The following is a 19,297-nucleotide window of genomic DNA, read 5'->3' as shown; positions in this document are numbered from 1 at the left end:
TCTTCGGCCTGCCGACGCCGCTTTTTGTCGCGCCGCTGGTGGCTTTCATCGGGCTGCGGCTGCTGCTGATGCCGCTGCTCTACAGCCGCCGGGTGCCCTGCCGAGTGGCCGATATCGCTGGTGCCGCACTGGCCGGCATGGCTCTGTCGCACAGTATTGCCCGCGGCGTCATCGCCGGCCTGGCCGGGCGACGGGCGGTTTTCCACGTGACTAGCAAGGGGCCGGTCGATTGCGCGCGGGATGCTCGACCGGGCCGGCGACCCGGCTCCCTTGCCTCGGTGCGAGAGGAGGCCGCGCTGCTTACCGGCCTGCTGGCGTGTATCGCCGCCATCGGGGTGCACACCGCGGCAGCGGGTTCGGTGCCGGCGGTATGGCTGCAGGTCGCCCTGGGCATGCAGGCGCTGCCCTATGCCGCAGCACTCGTCTGTGCCTGGCTGTCGCGTGCCGACCAGCGGCGATGATGCAGCGGTCGGTGGCTTCGCTGCTGCCGCCGAACTCTCAGCCGCCCATCTCCTCGTCGTGCTCATGCTGATCAGGTCGCGACGGAAGCAGACGCGCAGAATTCGCTGTTGCTCCACCGCCTGAATATCGGCGATGGCGACCGCATCCAGGCCGGTCGCGGCATGAAATCGTTCGACGTCGGGAGCCTGCGGGCCGAAGGGCTCGTCTGCGAGGATGGCACCCACCGCATCCGCCACGACCTGGTCAAGGCCCCCCGGCCGCGCCTTGCGTGCGACCTCACTCGAACTGCGGACGGGGTCGCAGCCAAAAATCGAGTGATGCGAACGGCAGGTCACTCACCAGCTGCCGGTTGCTCGGCCCCATGGTGGATTGTCCCCTCTTCTGCCTTGATGGTCATGCGAGGCGAGCTGATTGAGTGGCAGCAGCGCTCCCCAGTGTTGCCATCCGAGCACGTTCGGCGAAGGATCCGGGCAGATGAACGCGAGCGGCTACTGACCGACAAGCGCTACTCCCGCTGTCGACCCAGAGCAGACGGTCGGGGCTCGTGAAAGCGGCCATTCATCGCAACCGCCGCGCACGGAAGCTGCCGTTCAATACTCAGCAGTGCTATTCTTGCCTGACGGGCAGCTTTGAAGGATGAACGGCCAGTGTGTGCGGGAAGGGGTCCGTCGGCAACCGGCCGCAAGCGGACCATCGGCCAGCCCCTCAAGTTGGGGCGACGAGCGTCAGCAATGCCCATCCACTGCGGACGCTCGCACATCGCTGCGACTGCCAGCATCTCGGCCCAAACCAGCCATTCGGAACAATCGCGGAATGCTGGCTGTCGTGAGGGGGCTTCTCCGAGGTTGGCGGCAGGTCGACCCTGCCAACACTACGATGGGGATCTGACGCCGAACAGGTTCGGTGCCGGCCGACGCCACAGGGGCTCCAGCGACTATGGCACTTTGCCTTTCACGACCCAGGCCGTTGCGGCGTAGGACCGTGGGCCATCAACCTCTCCATCCAGATACGCCAGCTTGACCATGTCTCGAAGCTTTTCCCGCGCTTGCATGCCAAGGGTGCCGACGTAGTCTGCGATCGGTCCATCCTTGCCTTCTGTGGGTGCCCAGAAGTCGGCAAAGGATGCGAAATCCATGCGGATGGTCAGCATGCCGTCCACGACACCAACCAGACCGGCCTCGCGCCACGCGCGCGCCAGGTCTCCGGGGCGACTCATGGGCTTGGTGTAGGCTCTCGCTCTGTGCTCATTTCCGTGCCCATCGAGCATGGCTGCCGTATCGAAGATCAGACGAACGCAGACGAGTCCTCCGCGTGTGTCCCACGTCGCGGCGGCGACAGTTCCGCCCGGACGCGTGACACGCCGCATCTCGCGCACTGCGAGATCGGCCTGCGGCACGAATTGGAGGACCAGCAGCGAGAGGGTGTGGTCAAACGAGGCGTCCGCAAATGGCAGAGCACAAGCGTCTCCCACTTCGAAGTCGACGCGCGCATCGCGATTCCGTCGCTTGGCGTGCTCGACGTAAGCGGCCGAAAAATCAATGCCGCGCACGCTGCCGACGGCTGGGTTCCGGGCAATGCTGAAACTCAGATTGCCCGTGCCGCACCCGACATCCAGGACGCGCTCCGCTGCCGCAATCCCCGCGAAGTCAATGAACAGGGGCGCGAGACGACGGCTCCATCGGCCCATCTGGACCTCGTAACCGTCCCCGTCCGAGGCAACGAATGTTGATGAAATCGCCATGTGTTCTGCGTTATATCCATCGGGCGACAGATCCCATCGGGTTTGGCCGCTAACCGAGCGGTCAGCCTCAAGCTAGGTTGTCTGTCACTGCGGCTTCAAGCCAATCGCATTGACAAGCGCTGCGTTGACGGCAATCTCCTTCTCGATATGCTTGTCGAACTCGGTCGGGGTCATGACCATCGGATCGATGCCCAGTGTCGCCAGCCTGTTCTTCACCTTGGGCTCTTGCAGCGCTTTGAGCGTCTCGCGGTGAAGCTTCTCGACGATACCGCGCGGCGTCTTCGCTGGTAGAAACACGCCCAACCAGAGCGGATACTCGGCATTGGCGAGGCCAACCTCCAGTGTAGTAGGCACGTCCGGCAGCAAGGAAGAGCGTTGGGCGCCATTCACCACAAGCGCAGTGAGCTTGCCTTCCCGGACCCGAGGCGCCACGACGCCGACGGGCCCAAAGAAGAAATCGACCCGTCCGGTCATCACCTCGGTGAGGACTTCTGACCCGCCCTTGAGCGGAACATGCACGGCCTCGATTCCCGCGCTCGACCGGAAGCGCTCCGCGCTGAGATGAGTCGCAGTCCCGACGCCGGCTGAGGCGTAATTCATCGCGCCAGGCGTCGCCTTGGCTGCGGCGACGAGTTCGCCCACTGTCTTCCATCCTTTGGCTGGCGGGACGACCAGGACATTGGGCAGGATGCCGAGCGGGATGACTGCCGCGAAGTCCCGCGCCGGGTGGTAGTTCAGGTTCAGATGAAGCGACGGCGCTATGGCGTGTGCGGACGAGTTGACCAGCAGGGTGTAGCCATCGGGTTCCGACTTGGCAACGACGCTTGCACCGATTGTTTGCCCTGCGCCGGGACGGTTCTCGACGATGACGGGCTGCCCGAGTTGTGTCGACACCTGTTCGAACACGACACGCGCGGCAATGTCGGCCATGCTGCCGGGCGCGATTGGCACGATCGCCCTCAGCGGTTTCGACGGCCAGGTCTGTGCTTCGGCGGCGAATGTCGCGACGGTCAGGCCGAGCGCGAGTACGCGCATCAAGAGCATCGATTTCACGGCTTTCTCCTTCCAGAGGAACGCAATTCGCACATCAACTATGGCGCAATGCTGTTTAGCAGTCCAATATAGAATTCCTCTTGTCGTTTATGCCGATCAGGCATGACCACTGGTATGGATCTTCGGCACGCGCGAACCTTCGTCACCGTTGTAGAACTGGGCACCGTCTCCAAGGCGGCGGCACGTCTGCACATTGCCCAGCCTGCCCTGTCCCGGCAGATCCGCGATCTTGAGGAGGAACTCGGTCTCAAACTCTTCGATCGTGTAGGACGCCGTCTCGTGCTGACTGGCGAGGGCGAGCAGTTGCTTGGCGACTGCCGCGGTTTGTTGAACTGCGCCAGCTCGATCGGCGAGCGCGCGCAACAGCTTCGGCGCGGCGACGCGGGCATACTGAAGGTAGCGGCCTCCCCTCAGTTCATCGAAGGCACCCTTTCCGGGTTCCTGGACCGATACACGCAGCGTTACCCCAACGTGCAGGTAAAGGTGATCGAGGCAATTGCGTGGTCCGACACCCTTGGAATGCTCGAGCGCGGCGAGATTCACCTTGGCCAGAATCTGCTTCGCGTGGTTCAGCCCGACGATCCGCGCTTTGCGAGCCACCCGCTAGAGGCGGTAGACCTGCTTGCCGCGTCCCATGCGCCGCTGAAGCTCGGAGAGAGTGGAGCGATCGAGATCGCCCGCCTCGCCGCCCAGCCGCTCCTTGTGCTGGATACCAGCTTCGTATCCCGCCGCACCTTCGACGCCACCTGCCGTCTGGCAGGCATCGAGGCCAATATCGTTTTCGAGAGCCGAACACCGCATACGCTGCTGGCAATGGCTGAGAGCGGGCACGGTGTAGCCATCGTTCCCGCTGCAGTACGCATCGATCGGTATCCGTTGCGCATCGTCCGGATCACCTACGGGGGCAAACCGTTGCGCGAGCACTTGGCCGTCTTCTGGGACAAGCGACGCTCCCTGCCGTCCTACGCAACGGCCTTTTGCGATATGCTCTCGGAGTACGTGCGCGAAGTGTTCCCCATTTCCCGACCGTCCGAACCATAGACTGACCACGAAGACGTCTCAACAGGCTTGCCAAACGCGCAGCAACCGCGAGGAGATGAAAGTGAAAATCAGAAACGAAACCGACTTCTGGTCGGGTGTGATGTTCATCGCGTTCGGGCTGTTTTTCGGGGCGTTCGCGACCCGCTATAACTTTGGTACCGCACAGGTCATGGGGCCGGCGTATTTCCCGACCGTGCTGGGCGGGCTGCTGGCGCTTGTCGGCGTGCTGGTGGCCTTGGCCGGACTCGGGCGCGCGGGAGAAGGCGGTAAGCTCGAGAGGTTTCATTTCGCCGAGCTGGCATGGGTGCTCGGTGCGGCGGTCATCTATGCAGCGATACTGCGCTGGGCGGGCCTGCTGGTGTCCATGCTCGCACTGATCGTGATCTCCAGCTTCGCGAGCCACGAGTTCCGCTGGAAGGAAGCGATCATCCTGTCGATCGTGATGGCCGTGATCACGTACCTCGTCTTCATCCTGGGGCTAAAGCTCACGATCCCGGTACTGCCGGCGTTCCTCAGGAACTAGACGGACTCAGCGGAGACGGCTATGGAACTGTTGGACAACCTCGCGATCGGCTTCGGCACTGCGCTGACGCTGCAGAACCTCCTTTATGCTTTTGCCGGCTGCCTGATCGGCACACTGATCGGAGTGCTGCCCGGCGTCGGACCGGTCGCCACCCTGGCGATGCTGCTGCCGGCGACCTACGCGTTGGAACCGACCTCGGCGCTGATCATGCTGTCCGGCATCTACTACGGTGCGCAGTACGGTGGCTCGACGACGGCGATTCTGGTCAATCTGCCCGGTGAATCGTCTTCCGTCGTGACCTGTCTCGACGGCTACCAGATGGCGCGCCAGGGTCGCGCGGGGGCGGCGCTCGGCACAGCGGCCATCGGCTCATTCATTGCCGGAACCTTCGCAACGGTTCTGGTCGCGGCGTTTGCCCCGCCGTTGACCGAACTCGCGTTCAAGTTCGGTCCTGCCGAATACGTCTCGCTGATGCTGCTGGGCCTGATCGGCGCCGTCGTACTCGCGTCGGGTTCGCTGGTCAAGGCGATCGGGATGATCGTGCTCGGGCTGCTGCTCGGATTGGTCGGCACCGACGTGAACTCGGGCGTGTCACGCTTCACCTTCAGCATTCCAGAGCTGGCCGACGGAATCGGCTTCGTCGCGGTGGCGATGGGCGTGTTCGGTTTTGCCGAGATCATCGCCAATGTGGAGAAGAAAGGCCAGCGCGAGGTGTTGACCAACAACGTCGGCTCGGTCATGCCAAACGTCAAGGAGATGAAGGAGGCGGCACCGGCGGTCGCGCGCGGCACGCTCCTCGGTTCGATTCTCGGCATACTGCCTGGCGGCGGCGCGCTGCTCGCGGCCTTTGCGGCGTACGCGGTCGAAAAGAAACTCGCGGGTCCGAATGCCGATCCGCCATTCGGCAAGGGCAACATCCGCGGCGTCGCCGGCCCGGAGTCGGCCAACAACGCGGGCGCACAGACCTCGTTCATCCCGATGCTGACGCTCGGCATACCGCCCAACGCAGTGATGGCGTTGATGATCGGCGCGATGACGATTCACAACATCCAGCCCGGCCCGCAGGTGATGACGAGCAATCCGACGCTCTTCTGGGGCCTGATTGCGTCGATGTGGATCGGCAACCTGATGCTGGTGATCCTTAACCTACCGCTGATCGGGCTGTGGATCCAGCTTCTGAAGGTGCCGTACCGGATGCTGTATCCGGCAATCCTGGCGTTCTGCTGTATCGGCGTGTACTCGATCAATAACGCAACCTTCGACGTGTTGGTGACCGTCTTTTTCGGCGCGCTGGGTTATCTGTTCTACAAGCTGCGCTGCGAGCCCGCACCGCTGATCCTGGGCTTCATCCTCGGCCCGATGATCGAGGAGAACCTGCGGCGGGCGATGCTGCTGTCGCGCGGCGACCCGACCACGTTCGTCACAAGCCCGCTCTCGCTCGGCCTGCTGCTTGCGGCTCTGGCGTTGTTGGGCATCGCGACGTTGCCGGCGATCAAGTCCAAACGCCAGGCGACGTTCCAGGAATCGGACTGACCCGACGAGGCCAAGCTCCAGGAAGCACAAAGCCCGGCCAAGCGGGGCCTTGTGTTTCTTGAGCTGCGTGCGCGGTGTTGCGGGACCGGTCGTCACGCCTCCTCGCCCAGAACTTCAGTCCCGATATCGCAGAGATTTCATGGTCATGGTGGGTCCGTGGCACGCCGACACAATGAGAATCAGCCACCGCCGAGCGCCTGCTTCAGGGAACTGCCGGCTCGGCCGAACCAGGGTCAGCGACTCTGCTGGTAAGGGGGACCGCAACACGCCGCTTAGCTGCCATAGGACCTCGGAATTCACGAACGCCACCTACGGGTCGATGGCAGCCGGTGGCCTACGAAATCTGAACGACTGCTTCCAGTCTGATCCGGGCGTTGATGCTTAGCCTCGGCGGTTTCCCATCGAGCTGGCCGCTCCAGCAACACAAGCGGCCACTGAATTTTCGTGGTTGGCTGACGGCAAACGACCCAACTTGGTCATTGGCTCTCGGGAACATCGGAGGACCGGTCCTGATCACGTCTGCGGACGTTCGCTCGACAAGTAAACGATCATCCCCATCTCAGCGAACCAAACTCGCCGCCACGCCTGATGCCCGCCCATGCACTTCCGCTCTGGGAGATGCAGGGCGTCACCCTGGGCGAAGCGGGATTCGGACAACTTTTCATTGGCTCTCAGGTCTAAATGTTGTTTTGAGGCTGCCTTATGAAGGCTCATATGCTCTCGTGGGTACCGTTGGATTTTCTATCCTTATGCAAGTCTGCCGTTCTCTGTGTCGGTTCAAGCCGTAAGACGAACAATCAACTGTAAGGAGAAGCCATGAAACATCTTGGCCGTAGCCCCCGCACAAGACGGTACGCGTTGCCCAAGCTTTTTGCAGTGTCAGTTGTTGCGTCATTCGGGTTTGCGCCGGTCGGCATCGCAGGTCATCTGACCGGGACCAACGCGCTCTATACCTTCACCGTTGATTTCGCCGAAGGGACGTTCCTGAATACCACTGCGATCGTCCCCACGATGCATCAGGTGCAATTCAACCAGACCATCACGCCGTTTCCATTCGTATATGTCGCCGTGTCCGCACGCGGCACCCTGGTCCGGATTGACGTGAACACCGGCGCTATCCTGGGCGAATATCTCACTGCACCCGCAGGCAATGGGCGCGATCCCTCGCGCACCACGGTGGATCAGCTTGGCAACGCCTGGGTCACCAATCGGGCCGAGGCCGGTGAGTCACCACCCGGCAGCAATCAAACAAGAGGTTCGGTCACGCGCGTGGGCCTGATCATTGGCGGCGAACGCGTCGATGGAAACGGAAACCCCGCTACCACCGGCGCCTTTCTCAAAGACAGTCCTGCAGCGCCCATCAAATACAACACCTGTGTGGATCGCGACAACGACGGTAGGATCAAGACCTCCAGCGGCCTCACCGATATCCTCCCCTGGACCGGTGGCGGCGGCGGGGCTGACACTCACGGCGGCGTAACCACCGCGGACGACGAATGCATCATCAATTACACCCGTGTCACCGGTACCCACACCCGCACGGTAGCGGTTGATAGCAATAACGACGTATGGGTAGGCGGTGACAACAACGCACATGAAAAACTTGACGGTGTCAGCGGTCAGCCGATGGCCGGCACCCAGTTCAACCTGGGTTGTGGTGGCTACGGTGGCTTCATGGACAAGTTCGGCGTGCTGTGGTCGGCCAGATTCGGGAACAATCTGCTCCGTTTCGATCCCAACGAGTCTCCCCCACCAATGCCCGCCGATGCGTGTCTGGACATCAGCCACGGAAATTACGGCCTCGCGCTGGATCCCAAGAGCTGTCATGTCTGGCATACCACCAATATCGATCCAGCGTTGGTGGGTGTAAATCCAAACGATCCAAACTTTGACCCAACTTTGTATACGGGCGAGGTCGTGGAAATGGACCGGTACGGTAACGTCCTGAACTACTGGCCACACGGCAGACCGTTTGCTCAGGGGGTGGTCGTGGACGGCAACGGCAACGCCTGGGTGGCGCATTCAGCGGTTGGGCCGCTGACAGGTACACCGAATTTCCCGGGTATCGTTCCGGCTACCACCGTCGGACATCTCAAGACCAGTGGCATCTTGACCGGCACCTTCGTCGGCAACGTTACCTTGGTCGATAGCACCGTCACACCCAACATCGTCGGGGAAGGCCCGACCGGAGTCGCGGTCGATACCAACGGCAAGATCTGGGTCACCAATTACTACACGCATAACGTCATGCGCATTGACCCTGATCTCGGACCCATCGGTGGAGCGAGCCTCCGGGTCGGGGCTGTCGACCTCACCGTCGATCTGGGGCCCGGCGCTTTCCCCTACAACTACAGTGACATGACCGGCCAGATTGCCATCGGCAACCCGACCCAGGGCTTCTGGCAGGTGGTGCATGATGGCCTGGCCCTTGGCACGCCTTGGGGCACGATCACATGGAATAGCGAACCGCAGGCCTTCGTGCCCCTTGGCGCAAGCATCACGGTCGCAGCACGCGCCGCCGACACTCAGGCTGCGCTGTCGGGCCAGAGCTTCATTACCGTGACGAGTGGCCTTCCATTCAACCTGACCGGGCGTTACATCGAAGTAAAAGCCAGTCTGAAGGGTGTTGCCGACGCAGGCTGTGTAGAAACACCCAGCCCGATACTCTCAGACCTGAGAGTTGAGGCCAATGTCTGTGACGTCGACCGGGACGGCGACGTGGACCAACTCGATCTATCGGCGATCAGCCGTGTGCGCGGAAAGACACCACTACCCGGTGACCGGCGGGACGCCAATGGCGACGGCAAGATCAACCCTGCCGACGTCAAGTTCTGCATCCCGAAGTGCACGCGGGCCAATTGCGCAACTCAATAAACCATGCATCCCGACCCGGCCAGGGATAGCAGGGTTGGCCTGGCCAACATTTTCAAGCAGCGGATCATTGAGCGGTTGCTGCTATCACCCTGCGCCCTCGCGCTATGCGTTTGCGTGAAATCGACGCAGAACACTTGGTTTATGGAGGGGGCAAGCCGGGTCCCGGTGGCAGCGTCAACTTGCTGCTCACCCCGCTCGAACTGGTCCATTTGGCGGCGTTGATTCTGCCGCCGCGCCGGTATCGGCATCGTTACTGCGGCGTACTGGCATTCAGCACACCACTGCGGGCACCGGTCCGGTTTCGGCAGAACAGCAGTCGCCAAAACGACGAAATTCTCGATCACCTCACCGGCCGCTTCTGGCCGGCTACTGCCTGCGGAACTCCGTCTTGAGAGGACAGTCAGGTCAGCGGCAGTTTCCTGGCGGCGTGACGGGCGGCGGGCGGCCCGTTCCGGTCCTTGGCCCTCGCGAACATCGGATGACCGGGCCTGATAACCCCGTGGGTTTTCGCTTGGCAAGAAGACGACACTTCCTCCGCTGAGCGAGTCGACAGCGCCGCCACGTCTGATGCCCGCCCACTCGCCGCTGCTATGGGACATGATCGACGCGACCCTCGGCGAAGACGACCCACAGGCGCCATCGGCGCCTGAGTACGCTGAACACGAATTCGGTCAGCCTGTCGTCTGATCGGGGCGGGTCGTAAGCGCCAATGTGCAGCCACTACCGGGGCGGGGATAAGCCGATGCCAGGTTGCGGCTGCACGGGACAGGCTTTTTGAGGCCTATCCCTGAGATCACGCCAGGTCAAAGCGATCAAGATTCATCACCTTGTGCCACGCCGCGACAAAGTCACGCACGAACGCCTCCTGCGAGTCGCTGCACGCGTAGACTTCTGAGAGGGCCCTGAGCTGGGAGTTCGAACCGAAGACGAGATCAACGATGGTGCCCGTCCACCTGAGTTCACCCGTCGCCCGATCACGCCCCTCCAGCACGCCTTCAGAGGTGGCGGATTTCTGCCACTTCGTCTTCATGTCGAGGAGATTCACGAAGAAGTCGTTGCTCAGGGTTTCGGGTCGCCGGGTGAAAACACCATGTCCGGACTGCCCGAAGTTTGCGCCCAGGGCGCGCAGGCCACCGACCAGAACCGTCATTTCCGGAGCGGTCAGCGTCAGCAGATTGGCGCGATCCACCAGCAGTTCGGCCGCCGATTCCTCGTGTTCCTTGCGGACGTAGTTGCGGAACCCGTCTGCGATCGGCTCCAAGGCGGCGAACGAGCCGGCATCGGTCTGCTCCTGCGATGCGTCCATGCGTCCCGGCGAGAAGGGAACCTGCACATCGTGGCCAGCCTTCTTCGCAGCGGCCTCGACGGCTGCGCAGCCACCCAGCACGATCAGGTCGGCCAGCGACACCTTCTTGCCACCGGACTGCGCGCCGTTGAACGCCTTCTGGATGGCCTCCAGCGATGGCAGTACCTTCGCCAGCTCGGCCGGCTGGTTGACCTCCCAGTCCTTCTGCGGCGCCAGGCGGATACGCGCGCCGTTGGCGCCGCCGCGCTTGTCGCTGCCGCGGAAGCTCGCCGCCGCCGCCCAGGCGGTGGTGACCAGTTGGGAAATCGACAGACCACTGGCGAGTATCGCGGCCTTCAGGACCGAGATGTCCTGCTCATCAACCAGCGCATGGTCGACGGCGGGAATCGGGTCCTGCCAGATCAATGCTTCTTTCGGCACCAGCTTGCCGAGATAGCGGGCGCGCGGGCCCATGTCGCGGTGGGTGAGCTTGAACCAGGCGCGGGCGAAGGCATCGGCGAACTCCTGCGGGTTCTCCATGAAGCGGCGCGAGATCTTCTCGTAGGCCGGATCAATGCGCATGGCCATGTCGGCGGTGGTCATCATCGGGGCGTGGCATTTGCCCGGATCATGGGCATCCGGCACGGTGCTCGCCGCAGAGGGGTCCTTGGGCTTCCACTGGTGGGCGCCGGCCGGGCTCCTGGTCAGCTCCCATTCGTAGCCGAACAGGGTTTCGAAGTAGCCGTTGTCCCACTGGATCGGGTTGGGGGTCCAGGCGCCTTCGATCCCGCTGGTGATCGCGTCCGCGCCCTTGCCTGAGCGGAAGCTGCTTATCCAGCCCAGGCCCTGCTCCTCGATGCCTGCGCCTTCGGGTTCGCGACCGACGTGGGCAGTGTCGCCGGCGCCATGGGCCTTGCCAAAGGTGTGACCGCCCGCAGTGAGCGCGACGGTCTCGTAGTCGTCCATCGCCATGCGGGCAAAGGTCTCCCGGATGTCGCGCGCCGAGCCGAGTGGATCCGGATTGCCGTTCGGGCCTTCGGGATTCACGTAGATCAGGCCCATCTGGACGGCGCCAAGCGGATTGTCAAGCTCACGCTCGCCCTTGTAACGCTCGTCGCCCAGCCAGGTGGTTTCCGGACCCCAGTAGATTTCATCCTCAGGCTCCCAGATATCCGGGCGGCCGCCGCCGAAACCGAAGGTCCTGAAGCCCATCGATTCCATCGCGACGTTGCCGGTGAGGACGATCAGGTCGGCCCAGGAAAGCTTGCGGCCATACTTCTGCTTGATCGGCCAGAGCAGGCGGCGCGCCTTGTCGAGGTTGCCGTTGTCCGGCCAGCTGTTGAGGGGCGCGTAACGTTGCGCGCCGGTGCCGGCGCCGCCGCGACCATCGGCAATGCGGTAGGTCCCCGCGGCATGCCAGGTCATGCGCACGAAGAACGGCCCGTAATGGCCGTAATCCGCCGGCCACCAGTCCTGCGAGTCGGTCATCAAGGCATGCAGGTCCTTGACCACGGCGTCGAGGTCGAGAGTCTTGAACTCCTCGGCGTAATTGAACACCTCGCCCATGGGGTTGGACTTTGCGGACTGCTGGTGCAGCATCTTCAGGTTCAGTTGCTTGGGCCACCAGCCTGCGTTCGTCGCGGCTCCGGACAGCGTGTGGCTGCCAGCGCCGCCCGAGAACGGGCACTTTGTTTCTGTTGACATGGTTTCTCTCCTTTGGCTGCTTGATTTTGACTAGCCGATCCAGTCTGGAGTTTGGGCACTGATCGATCGACGCAGATGTGCGAGTGAGATCACTTGAAGAATGAGCCGTATGCACTTCAGACGAGCCAAGTCTAGGAGCGTCTGGCAGATTGGTCCAATCAATTGTGGGTATAGCCTCGATTGTGAATGGCTATTACCCGAAGGCGGCGCTCGACCGTACCGTGTTCCATTGCACCGTGCAGACGCACCTCGCCACCTGGCTCGAACTCTCCTGCGACTGCCGCCAGGGCGCTTCCGGTCCAGCCCATGTCGAACGCGAGTTCCGCCGCCATCTCGAATGCGGGATTCTCGCGCATGGCTTTGCCCGCTGCTCGCGCGAATCCATGAGGTCTCTCCACTGGTCTGTGCACGCTGCGGCGGCGAGATGCGGATCATCGCCTTCCTCACCGACGCCGGTGCCGTGTGCGAAATCCTGACCCATCTGGGCGAACCGACCTCACCGTTACGACTGATGAGAGGCCGTGCGCCCCCGCTCTGGGAGATGCAGGGCGCCACCCTCGGCGAGGACGGCCCCTGGCTCGGTCGGCGTCTGAATACGAATTCGAATGCCGCGTTGCCTGGTAGGTGTTGGGGAGTGTGCAGGCGTTGAGCGGGCGGAATTCAGAGGACCTTTCAGGGGCTCGTGGAACAAGCCTGGAGAATTGACGCCGTTTGGTGGGTGCTCATATACTCACCGTGGCGCGGTTGGATTTCCTATCCTTGTCCATGTCAGGGGCAGCGCGGTTTCGGCCTTTGGCCGCGCCTTGGGTGATTTCGGCACGGGAATACGAGCCGATGCAGAAGTCGAAGCAATTGCCCTTTGGAAAGGAGAGGTTGCATGCTGAAGAAACTTGCCACGCTCGTCGGCCTCGGCGTCGCGGCGGGAGTGGCTGCGCCAACGACCGCTTACACGCCGTATCGCGATTCGTCGACTAACACGATCTACAACCTGCTTTTCTGCGACGACCTGGCGCTTTTCAAGGCCAGTCACCAGGGAGCCGTCGAAGGGCCCTGGAAAACTCTCTTCGCCCAACCAGCAGATCGGGAAGGGCTCCAGGCGCTGGCAGCGAATGCGACAGAGGAAGCCCGCCTTCGCATTCTCGCCAGCAACGCCCTTCGAAAACTGTCCGTGCCGACTCAACGGAAAGAACTGCTGGGCGTGATCGTCGAAGTGGGGCTCGACGGCGGGCTCGACACGCTGGCTGCATACCAGGACGGCCGCGCTCGATACATCAATCAATCCGGAAAGATGGTCGTCTGGGAGGCCACGGCGCCAGACGTGGATAGCAAGATCAGGCAGCTGTTCCGTGCCTCTCAGGTGGCGGTGGACAAACTTGGTCCCTGGGAGAAGCCGCGACTCGCACCGCCGCCGAGCGGGGCCATGCGGCTCACTTTCCTGGTCAGCGACGGGCTCTACTTCGGGCAAGGCCCGATGGCTGATCTCCAGAACGATCCGATGGGAGGGCCGGTGGTTACTGCGGCCACCGAATTGATGGTTGCACTGACGCGCAAAGTGCGCCCCGACTGAACGGTCGCACGTCGGCATAGGCGATCGGTACGCTGGACGTGCGCTTTGCCCGCGCGAGCAGCGAGGCCAGCGCAGCCGGCGTCTGCTCGCCGCGCAGCAGCACCTCGTTGCCGATGACCAGCAGGTCGGTCACGTCGGCGTAGTCGCCGGCGAGCGCCAGTGCCCGCTGCGGCTGCGCCGCGTTCCTGGCCGCGTCGCCATCGATCCACTCCCCCAGCACCACCCGCATGCCCAGCGATCGGGCGATTGCCGGCACCGCATCGAGTCCGTGGGTCAGAGGCCCACGCTGCTCACCCAGTTTTCCACCTGCAAACCCGGCACCCGGATGAACTCCCGCTCGTTGTTGGTCACCAGGATCCACCCTTCGGCACGGGCGTGGGCGGCGAGCCACAGGTCGTTGTTGCCGATCGGTTGCCCGAGACTATTCAGGCCGGCACGAATCTGCCCGTAGTGTTCTCCGGCGGCTTCGGGCAGGGCATGCACCGGGATCAGTTGTTCCAGTCGGGCGACGCCGGCCAGCGACCGTTCGCGGGACTGGCTCTTCTCGGCGCCGAAGCGCAGTTCGCCCAGCGTGATTACCGACATCGCGAGCTCGCGGGTGGTATGCCGGGAAAAACGTTCGCGGACGGCGGGCGGGTTGTGCTTGGCAATATAGATGCAGATGTTGGTGTCCAGCAGATAACGGGCACTCATCAGAGGGCTTCCCGCTCCTGCGGCGGGGCATCGTCGCGGCCATCGGCCATGAAGTCGGCGGTCAGGCTCACCAGCGCATCGAAGACGCCGGCGGCATCAACCGGCGCTTCGCGCAAAACGATTTCATCGCCGCGCCGGAAAATCTCCACCTGTTCGACGTTCAGACGGAATTCCTTGGGGAGACGAACGGCCTGGCTATTGCCGGACTGAAAGACGCGAGCGAAGGTCATGGGCATTCCTTGGTTGTGTATACGTGAAGTGTATACAATGCGGCCCAGGGCATCAAGTGGTGGAGTAGAGTTCATCTGGCGGCATGGACGGCCAGGGCATTGAGGTTGTCATCAGCCGCCGGGGGCGGCACAGGTGGCGGGCGGTGCCGACGAACCGAGCGAGGCCGCGGCAGCGACCGGTACAGCGGCAAGCAACGAGTAGAGGACCAGCCATGGCCTGCGGGGAAGATTCATGCCAGGCACTTCAATCAAGATATGACCACAAGACAGGGATCTCGCACCGTTGGCGAGCCGTTACCGCCCGGACAACAAGCGCACCCGTACTCGCCCTTTTCCCAGATGCGCGGCGAGCAGTCTGTAGGTGTCCCGGTGGAACCGCCCCTGACCCGACTGACCCTGCAGGATTTCCTGGATCTCGGCCTCGCTGCGCGCGCCCCAGGTGCCGCCAGCCGTTCACGACGTGGACTTCCTCCACTTCCCGCAACTCGTCCCGCTCGACGACGCCGATCGCTCCGGGGTAGGGCCAGGCGGTGAGCTTCAGCTTCATCAACGCCGACAGCATGCGAGCGCTGTGCACGCCAAGGGTTTCCTTGCCCACGCAGGCGCCCCGGCATTGCCTGACCTGGTGAGCGAAGCAGGAGCGTCGGGGCCGGACGGGCTTTTCCAATCCGAGGATTATCGGACACAGTTCATGCGCTGCAGCCACCTTGCGCAGGGTTTCGATGGCTTCCCGCCGGTTGGCAAAGAGGCCAAAAAGGTCTTCCGAGTGGACGAAATCGGCAGCCTGGCCGCTGACCAGCCGGGGGCCGAAATGGCCCGGGGCGACTTACACCAACTGCCAGGTGCACAGGTCCGAAATTCGGCGCAAGCGACGATTGTGAATCGGTTGGCATTCCTTGACCAGTCGCGATTCCAGCAGCAGGGCGCCGAGTTCTCCGACCGTCTCATGCCAGTGAATGCGGCGCACCTCCTTGTACTCACGCAGGTCGGACGCGAAGTGAGCCCGTATGCGCTGACCCAGGTTGACGCTTTTCCCCACGTACAGGAGCGCGTCGTTGTCGCCGTAGAACAGGCACACCCCGGCGGATTCGGGCAGGTCGTCGAGCAGGGCAGGATCGAGGTGAGGCGGCAAGCTGGGGAACTTGTTCTGCTGACGGATGGCCTCGGCAGAGGCTCTTCGCCGCGATCGCGTTTCAACAGACACCAGAACTGCCAAAGCAGGTGGGCGTCGGCCAGGGCGCCGTGGCGGTCGCCGGTCGTCAAAGGATGAATTCAGGGATCGGCCGCTGTGGGTTGACCAGGGTGCTCCAGGTCGAGATCCGGTCACCCTCGGCTTCCAGTACACCGATCCTGGTGATGCGGTCCCGCACCGGATTGGCCCCGATGGTTTCCAGGCCGATGAAGGCCGGCCGCGCGGGAATCACGGTGCCCGGCCGAGCCAACCGTTGAGCGATCTCCTTGCCAGGCTAGCCGACCATCCGGACAAGCCGCTCACAGGCGATCGAGCGAGTTGCGTAGCTCGTCTGCCTGCTCCTGCAAGGAACGCCGGGTCTCCTCGTCCATTTTCGACAACTGCCGATAGACCAGGGCGAGGCGCGGGTTGGTCGAGAGTTTTCCGGCGTTGCGCGCAAAAAAATCCCAGTAGAGCGAATTGTAGGGGCAGGCTCGCTCGCCGGTGCGCAGCTTCTTGTCGTAATGACAGCCCTTGCAGTAGTCACTCATGCGATCGATGTAGGCGGCGCTGGATACGTAAGGTTTGGTGGCCAGGAGTCCGCCATCGGCGAACTGGCTCATGCCGAGGGTGTTGGGGAGTTCGACCCATTCGAACGCGTCGACATAGACGCCGAGATACCAGCGATGCACCGCAACTGGGTCCAGTCCGGCCAGCAGTGCAAAGTTGCCGATCACCATCAGTCGCTGGATGTGGTGGGCGTAGGCCTGTTCGAGGGACTGGCCGATGGCGTGGGCAAGACAGCGCATCCTGGTCTGACCGTTCCAGAACCATCCCGGCAGCGACCGGGTGTGGCCGAACACGTTCTGCTCGACATACGCCGGCATGTGCGCCCAGTAGAAGCCGCGAATGTACTCGCGCCAGCCGATGACCTGCCGGATGAAGCCCTCCGCAGTGGCCAGGGAGACCGATCCCGCGCGCCAGGCGGCGTCGGCCCTGGCAACGACCTCGCGCGGGTCGAGCAGCTTGGTGTTGAGCGCAAAAGACAGGAGCGAGTGAAACATGCGCCAGGCGCGATGGCTCATCGCGTCCTGAAAGTCGCCGAAGTGCGGCAGGGCCTTCTCGACGAAGGCGTCGAGCTGCTGCAAGGCTTCGGCGCGATTGAGCGGCCAGGCGAGCTGTGCCGCGTGGGCGTCGCCGAAGCTGTTGACGCCCGCGGCGACGATCGTCTGCCAGAGAATTGAATGGTCGTGCGAAGCCCGAAAGTCGGCGGGTTCGCACGGTAGCCCTGGCCAGGACTTGCGGTTGTCGTGGTCGAAGTTCCATAGGCCGCCGACAGGTTGGCCAGCGTCATTGATCAGCACCCGATGCTGCACCCGCATATGGCGGTAGAAGTGCTCCATCAGCCATTGCCTGCGTCCCGAAAACAGACGCGCCGCCTCGTCGCGCAGGGTATAGAAATGCTCGCTGTCCACCATGCGGCAGGGGATCGATTGACGCCGCGCATAGTCGGCCAGTTGCGCGTCGAGTCGCCACTCGTCGGGGGCCTGGTATTCAAAGGCCCGAACGCCTAACCGAACGATCAGCGCGTCGAGGTTGTCCGGCAGCGCTTGCCGGTTGTCCGGATCGTCGATCGTCAGGTAGTGCACGCAGTGTCCGGCCGTGCGCAACTGCCGCGCCAACTCGCGCATCGCGGCAAAGATGGCGATGATCTTCTGTGCGTGATGCAGCACGTAGTCGGTTTCCTGGCGCATTTCCATGAAGACGTACAGCACGTCGTCGCGCGGCTGCTCGAACCAGGTATGCCGTGGATTGAGCTGGTCCCCGAGAATAAGCCGCAGGGTTGTGCCGGGACTCATGCGGTTTTCTGGCCAAGCCCGCTGCGCTGGCGTTGCGGCAAGCTGCGCCTCGGTGGGAAAGGTTGCTGGCCGGGCCGCGCCGCAGCAGGTCCGGCCGTCAGCATCGCGCGAACGACCGCAATACCTCTTCAGCCAGCATCCGTCCGCTGCGCCAGGCACCCTCCACTTTGCCAGCGTTGAGCCAGTCTCCGCACAACCCCAGGCCAATCTCTGGACGCCAGGCGCAACCCTCGGCGAGGGCCGGCTCGGTGTCCGCGTAACGCCAGCGGTGCGCCGTCCAGTCTTGCGGGGCCGGACCGCCCAGTTGGCCAAAGGCGTCCAGCAGGGCTGCGGCGACGCTTGTGGAATCTTCTTCCAGATGCGCCTCGCTCCATTCTGCGCAGGCGTGCAGCAGCCAGGTTTCCTCGCCGCTGCGGCCCGGCTTGCTGCTGTTGCGGGCGATCCAGCGCAGTGGGCCCTGATTGACGAAGGCGGCATCGAACGGCAGGTCGACCGGCGCGGCAAAGCGCAGCATCAGCGCCCAACAGCCGCGCATGACGGCGCTGCCGGCCAGTGCCGCCAACTCGGGGGCCGGTTGCTGCAACAAGGGTGCCGCCTGCGGCGCCGGGACGGCCAGCAGGACGGCCGCGAAGCACGTCTCCAGCCAACCGTGTTCAGCCGAAAAGACCTGCCAGCCGTGCGTCTGGCGCCTGAGCTGCTGGATGCTCGTTGATGCTTGCACGCTCAACGTGCTGGCGAGATAACTGGCAGGCGCCGTCATGGCTGGCATGCCGACAAAGCGCTCGACCGTCGACTCGCGTGCTGCCGACGAATCGCCATCAAACAGCCATAGTCCGGGATCCCACAAGGCGGCAACCCCGGCCTGCTGCCAGCGCGCCACTTCGGCACGGAAATCGGGGTGGCGCGCGGTGAAATACTGGGCACCGTGGTCGCATTGCCAGTCGTCGCCTCGACGCGTGCTCATGCGTCCGCCTGCGCTGCGACTCTTGTCGAACAGACTGACTTCGATGCCGGCCTGTTGCAGTCGCGTGCCGCAGGACAGGCCAGAGATCCCGGCACCGATCAGCGCCAGATGGGCAGTTGGAGTCATGATTCTCCTGTTAGTCATCGATGCGACGAGCCTGCGCGCAGATTCTCCTCAGCGCAAGTCATTGCCACCCTTGCACCCACTGCTTGCGATCGGTCAGATCACGCCAGGACAGCGAAAAGACCCGGCGAGAGTACACGGCTTCCAGTTCGATGCGCTCGATTCGCGTGGCCGGGGGCTCTGGCTCAATGACCCCGGTCACGATGAAGTGCTTCTCCTTGTCGTGCGGGGTCACCGCCGTCCACTTGCTGAGCAGCAGCTTCTTCGGGTTCAGGCGGCGAGCAGTCTGTGAACCGAAAGGCTTGACTCCAGTTCCGGGTGCAATGTCGGTCTTGTTCATATATGTCCTAGACAGACCGGCGATGTGCAGCCATTGTAGTGGGGAATGGTGCTTTGGTGACGCAATTTTGGATTTGTGTCGAGCACAAAATTCCCTTCCGGTCAATCAATCTGCTGCTTGTTGTGGCGGACAAG

At 63.1% G+C, this 19,297-nt stretch carries 19 protein-coding genes and 1 pseudogene; 7 read left to right on the top strand and 13 right to left on the bottom strand.

Going from position 1 to position 19,297, the window contains the following annotated elements:
• Positions 1-461: pseudogene (locus tag V5B39_RS17630) on the top strand (hypothetical protein); the annotation flags it as partial.
• Between the two features lie 935 nt (positions 462-1,396).
• On the opposite strand, the gene V5B39_RS17625 reads toward V5B39_RS17630, so the two are convergent.
• Positions 1,397-2,149 (bottom strand): class I SAM-dependent methyltransferase, encoded by a 753-nt coding sequence (locus tag V5B39_RS17625; protein ID WP_332344173.1) that lies wholly within the window; start codon positions 2,147-2,149, stop codon positions 1,397-1,399.
• A gap of 138 nt (positions 2,150-2,287) precedes the next feature.
• Positions 2,288-3,247, bottom strand: coding sequence for a Bug family tripartite tricarboxylate transporter substrate binding protein (locus V5B39_RS17620; RefSeq protein WP_332344174.1), 960 nt, complete (start codon positions 3,245-3,247; stop codon positions 2,288-2,290).
• A 111-nt stretch (positions 3,248-3,358) separates the two neighbouring features.
• On the opposite strand from V5B39_RS17620, the gene V5B39_RS17615 reads away from it, so the two are divergent.
• From V5B39_RS17615 to V5B39_RS17595, 5 genes are all read left to right on the top strand, one after another.
• Entirely contained in the window at positions 3,359-4,297 is a 939-nt protein-coding gene (locus V5B39_RS17615; RefSeq protein WP_332344172.1) for a LysR family transcriptional regulator, read from the top strand.
• 61 nt (positions 4,298-4,358) lie between these two features.
• Positions 4,359-4,820: a tripartite tricarboxylate transporter TctB family protein gene (locus tag V5B39_RS17610; protein ID WP_332344171.1), complete on the top strand. Its 462-nt coding sequence runs from the start codon at positions 4,359-4,361 to the stop codon at positions 4,818-4,820.
• A gap of 21 nt (positions 4,821-4,841) precedes the next feature.
• Positions 4,842-6,353 (top strand): tripartite tricarboxylate transporter permease, encoded by a 1,512-nt coding sequence (locus V5B39_RS17605; RefSeq protein WP_332344170.1) that lies wholly within the window; start codon positions 4,842-4,844, stop codon positions 6,351-6,353.
• 816 nt (positions 6,354-7,169) lie between these two features.
• On the top strand, positions 7,170-9,227 hold the full coding sequence (locus V5B39_RS17600) for a dockerin type I domain-containing protein (RefSeq protein ID WP_332344169.1): 2,058 nt from the start codon (positions 7,170-7,172) through the stop codon (positions 9,225-9,227).
• A gap of 104 nt (positions 9,228-9,331) precedes the next feature.
• Positions 9,332-9,619, top strand: coding sequence for a hypothetical protein (locus V5B39_RS17595; RefSeq protein WP_332344175.1), 288 nt, complete (start codon positions 9,332-9,334; stop codon positions 9,617-9,619).
• 401 nt (positions 9,620-10,020) lie between these two features.
• On the opposite strand, the gene katG is transcribed toward V5B39_RS17595, so the two are convergent.
• Both katG and V5B39_RS17585 read right to left on the bottom strand, forming a co-directional pair.
• Positions 10,021-12,216 (bottom strand): catalase/peroxidase HPI, encoded by a 2,196-nt coding sequence (gene katG / locus V5B39_RS17590; RefSeq protein ID WP_332344168.1) that lies wholly within the window; start codon positions 12,214-12,216, stop codon positions 10,021-10,023.
• 158 nt (positions 12,217-12,374) lie between these two features.
• On the bottom strand, positions 12,375-12,572 hold the full coding sequence (locus V5B39_RS17585) for a hypothetical protein (protein WP_332344167.1): 198 nt from the start codon (positions 12,570-12,572) through the stop codon (positions 12,375-12,377).
• Between the two features lie 521 nt (positions 12,573-13,093).
• On the opposite strand from V5B39_RS17585, the gene V5B39_RS17580 reads away from it, so the two are divergent.
• Positions 13,094-13,783 carry a hypothetical protein gene (locus V5B39_RS17580; RefSeq protein WP_332344166.1) on the top strand — a complete coding sequence of 230 codons (690 nt, stop codon included), beginning with the start codon at positions 13,094-13,096 and terminating at the stop codon, positions 13,781-13,783.
• On the opposite strand, the gene V5B39_RS17575 is transcribed toward V5B39_RS17580, so the two are convergent.
• The 9 genes from V5B39_RS17575 to V5B39_RS17535 form a co-directional block, all read right to left on the bottom strand.
• Positions 13,728-14,039, bottom strand: coding sequence for a hypothetical protein (locus tag V5B39_RS17575; RefSeq protein WP_332344165.1), 312 nt, complete (start codon positions 14,037-14,039; stop codon positions 13,728-13,730). The genes V5B39_RS17580 and V5B39_RS17575 overlap by 56 nt on opposite strands.
• Before the next feature lie 17 nt (positions 14,040-14,056).
• Positions 14,057-14,476: a type II toxin-antitoxin system tRNA(fMet)-specific endonuclease VapC gene (gene vapC / locus V5B39_RS17570; RefSeq protein ID WP_332344164.1), complete on the bottom strand. Its 420-nt coding sequence runs from the start codon at positions 14,474-14,476 to the stop codon at positions 14,057-14,059.
• The gene (locus V5B39_RS17565; protein WP_332344163.1) at positions 14,476-14,706 is read right to left on the bottom strand and encodes an antitoxin; all 231 of its coding nucleotides are present in this window, start codon (positions 14,704-14,706) and stop codon (positions 14,476-14,478) included. The genes vapC and V5B39_RS17565 overlap by 1 nt, the downstream gene beginning before the upstream one ends.
• Positions 14,707-14,817: 111 nt before the next feature.
• Positions 14,818-14,940, bottom strand: a complete 123-nt coding sequence (locus V5B39_RS17560) for a hypothetical protein (protein WP_332344162.1) — start codon at positions 14,938-14,940, stop codon at positions 14,818-14,820.
• Positions 14,941-15,532: 592 nt separating this feature from the next.
• The gene (locus V5B39_RS17555; RefSeq protein ID WP_332344161.1) at positions 15,533-15,838 is read right to left on the bottom strand and encodes a GIY-YIG nuclease family protein; all 306 of its coding nucleotides are present in this window, start codon (positions 15,836-15,838) and stop codon (positions 15,533-15,535) included.
• A 127-nt stretch (positions 15,839-15,965) separates the two neighbouring features.
• On the bottom strand, positions 15,966-16,148 hold the full coding sequence (locus tag V5B39_RS17550; protein ID WP_332344160.1) for a hypothetical protein: 183 nt from the start codon (positions 16,146-16,148) through the stop codon (positions 15,966-15,968).
• A 49-nt stretch (positions 16,149-16,197) separates the two neighbouring features.
• Positions 16,198-17,736, bottom strand: coding sequence for a cryptochrome/photolyase family protein (locus V5B39_RS17545; RefSeq protein ID WP_332344159.1), 1,539 nt, complete (start codon positions 17,734-17,736; stop codon positions 16,198-16,200).
• Between the two features lie 97 nt (positions 17,737-17,833).
• On the bottom strand, positions 17,834-18,826 hold the full coding sequence (locus tag V5B39_RS17540) for an NAD(P)/FAD-dependent oxidoreductase (RefSeq protein ID WP_332344158.1): 993 nt from the start codon (positions 18,824-18,826) through the stop codon (positions 17,834-17,836).
• 58 nt (positions 18,827-18,884) lie between these two features.
• Positions 18,885-19,163: a TIGR02450 family Trp-rich protein gene (locus tag V5B39_RS17535; protein WP_332344157.1), complete on the bottom strand. Its 279-nt coding sequence runs from the start codon at positions 19,161-19,163 to the stop codon at positions 18,885-18,887.
• Positions 19,164-19,297 lie beyond the last annotated feature (134 nt).

This window comes from Accumulibacter sp. (genome assembly GCF_036625275.1).
GTDB lineage: Bacteria > Pseudomonadota > Gammaproteobacteria > Burkholderiales > Rhodocyclaceae > Accumulibacter.
Note: the sequence above shows the minus strand (reverse complement) of the source record. Positions and strands in the feature narration are given on the sequence as shown.

Coding starts and splice junctions, on each gene's coding strand:
- V5B39_RS17625 (WP_332344173.1), bottom strand. CDS start 2,149: ATGGGCCGATGGAGCCGTCGTCTCGCGCCCCTGTTCATTGACTTCGCG.
- V5B39_RS17620 (WP_332344174.1), bottom strand. CDS start 3,247: ATGCTCTTGATGCGCGTACTCGCGCTCGGCCTGACCGTCGCGACATTC.
- V5B39_RS17615 (WP_332344172.1), top strand. CDS start 3,359: ATGACCACTGGTATGGATCTTCGGCACGCGCGAACCTTCGTCACCGTT.
- V5B39_RS17605 (WP_332344170.1), top strand. CDS start 4,842: ATGGAACTGTTGGACAACCTCGCGATCGGCTTCGGCACTGCGCTGACG.
- V5B39_RS17600 (WP_332344169.1), top strand. CDS start 7,170: ATGAAACATCTTGGCCGTAGCCCCCGCACAAGACGGTACGCGTTGCCC.
- V5B39_RS17595 (WP_332344175.1), top strand. CDS start 9,332: ATGCGTTTGCGTGAAATCGACGCAGAACACTTGGTTTATGGAGGGGGC.
- katG (WP_332344168.1), bottom strand. CDS start 12,216: ATGTCAACAGAAACAAAGTGCCCGTTCTCGGGCGGCGCTGGCAGCCAC.
- V5B39_RS17585 (WP_332344167.1), bottom strand. CDS start 12,572: ATGCGCGAGAATCCCGCATTCGAGATGGCGGCGGAACTCGCGTTCGAC.
- V5B39_RS17580 (WP_332344166.1), top strand. CDS start 13,094: ATGCTGAAGAAACTTGCCACGCTCGTCGGCCTCGGCGTCGCGGCGGGA.
- vapC (WP_332344164.1), bottom strand. CDS start 14,476: ATGAGTGCCCGTTATCTGCTGGACACCAACATCTGCATCTATATTGCC.
- V5B39_RS17565 (WP_332344163.1), bottom strand. CDS start 14,706: ATGACCTTCGCTCGCGTCTTTCAGTCCGGCAATAGCCAGGCCGTTCGT.
- V5B39_RS17560 (WP_332344162.1), bottom strand. CDS start 14,940: ATGAATCTTCCCCGCAGGCCATGGCTGGTCCTCTACTCGTTGCTTGCC.
- V5B39_RS17545 (WP_332344159.1), bottom strand. CDS start 17,736: ATGAGTCCCGGCACAACCCTGCGGCTTATTCTCGGGGACCAGCTCAAT.
- V5B39_RS17540 (WP_332344158.1), bottom strand. CDS start 18,826: ATGACTCCAACTGCCCATCTGGCGCTGATCGGTGCCGGGATCTCTGGC.
- V5B39_RS17535 (WP_332344157.1), bottom strand. CDS start 19,163: ATGAACAAGACCGACATTGCACCCGGAACTGGAGTCAAGCCTTTCGGT.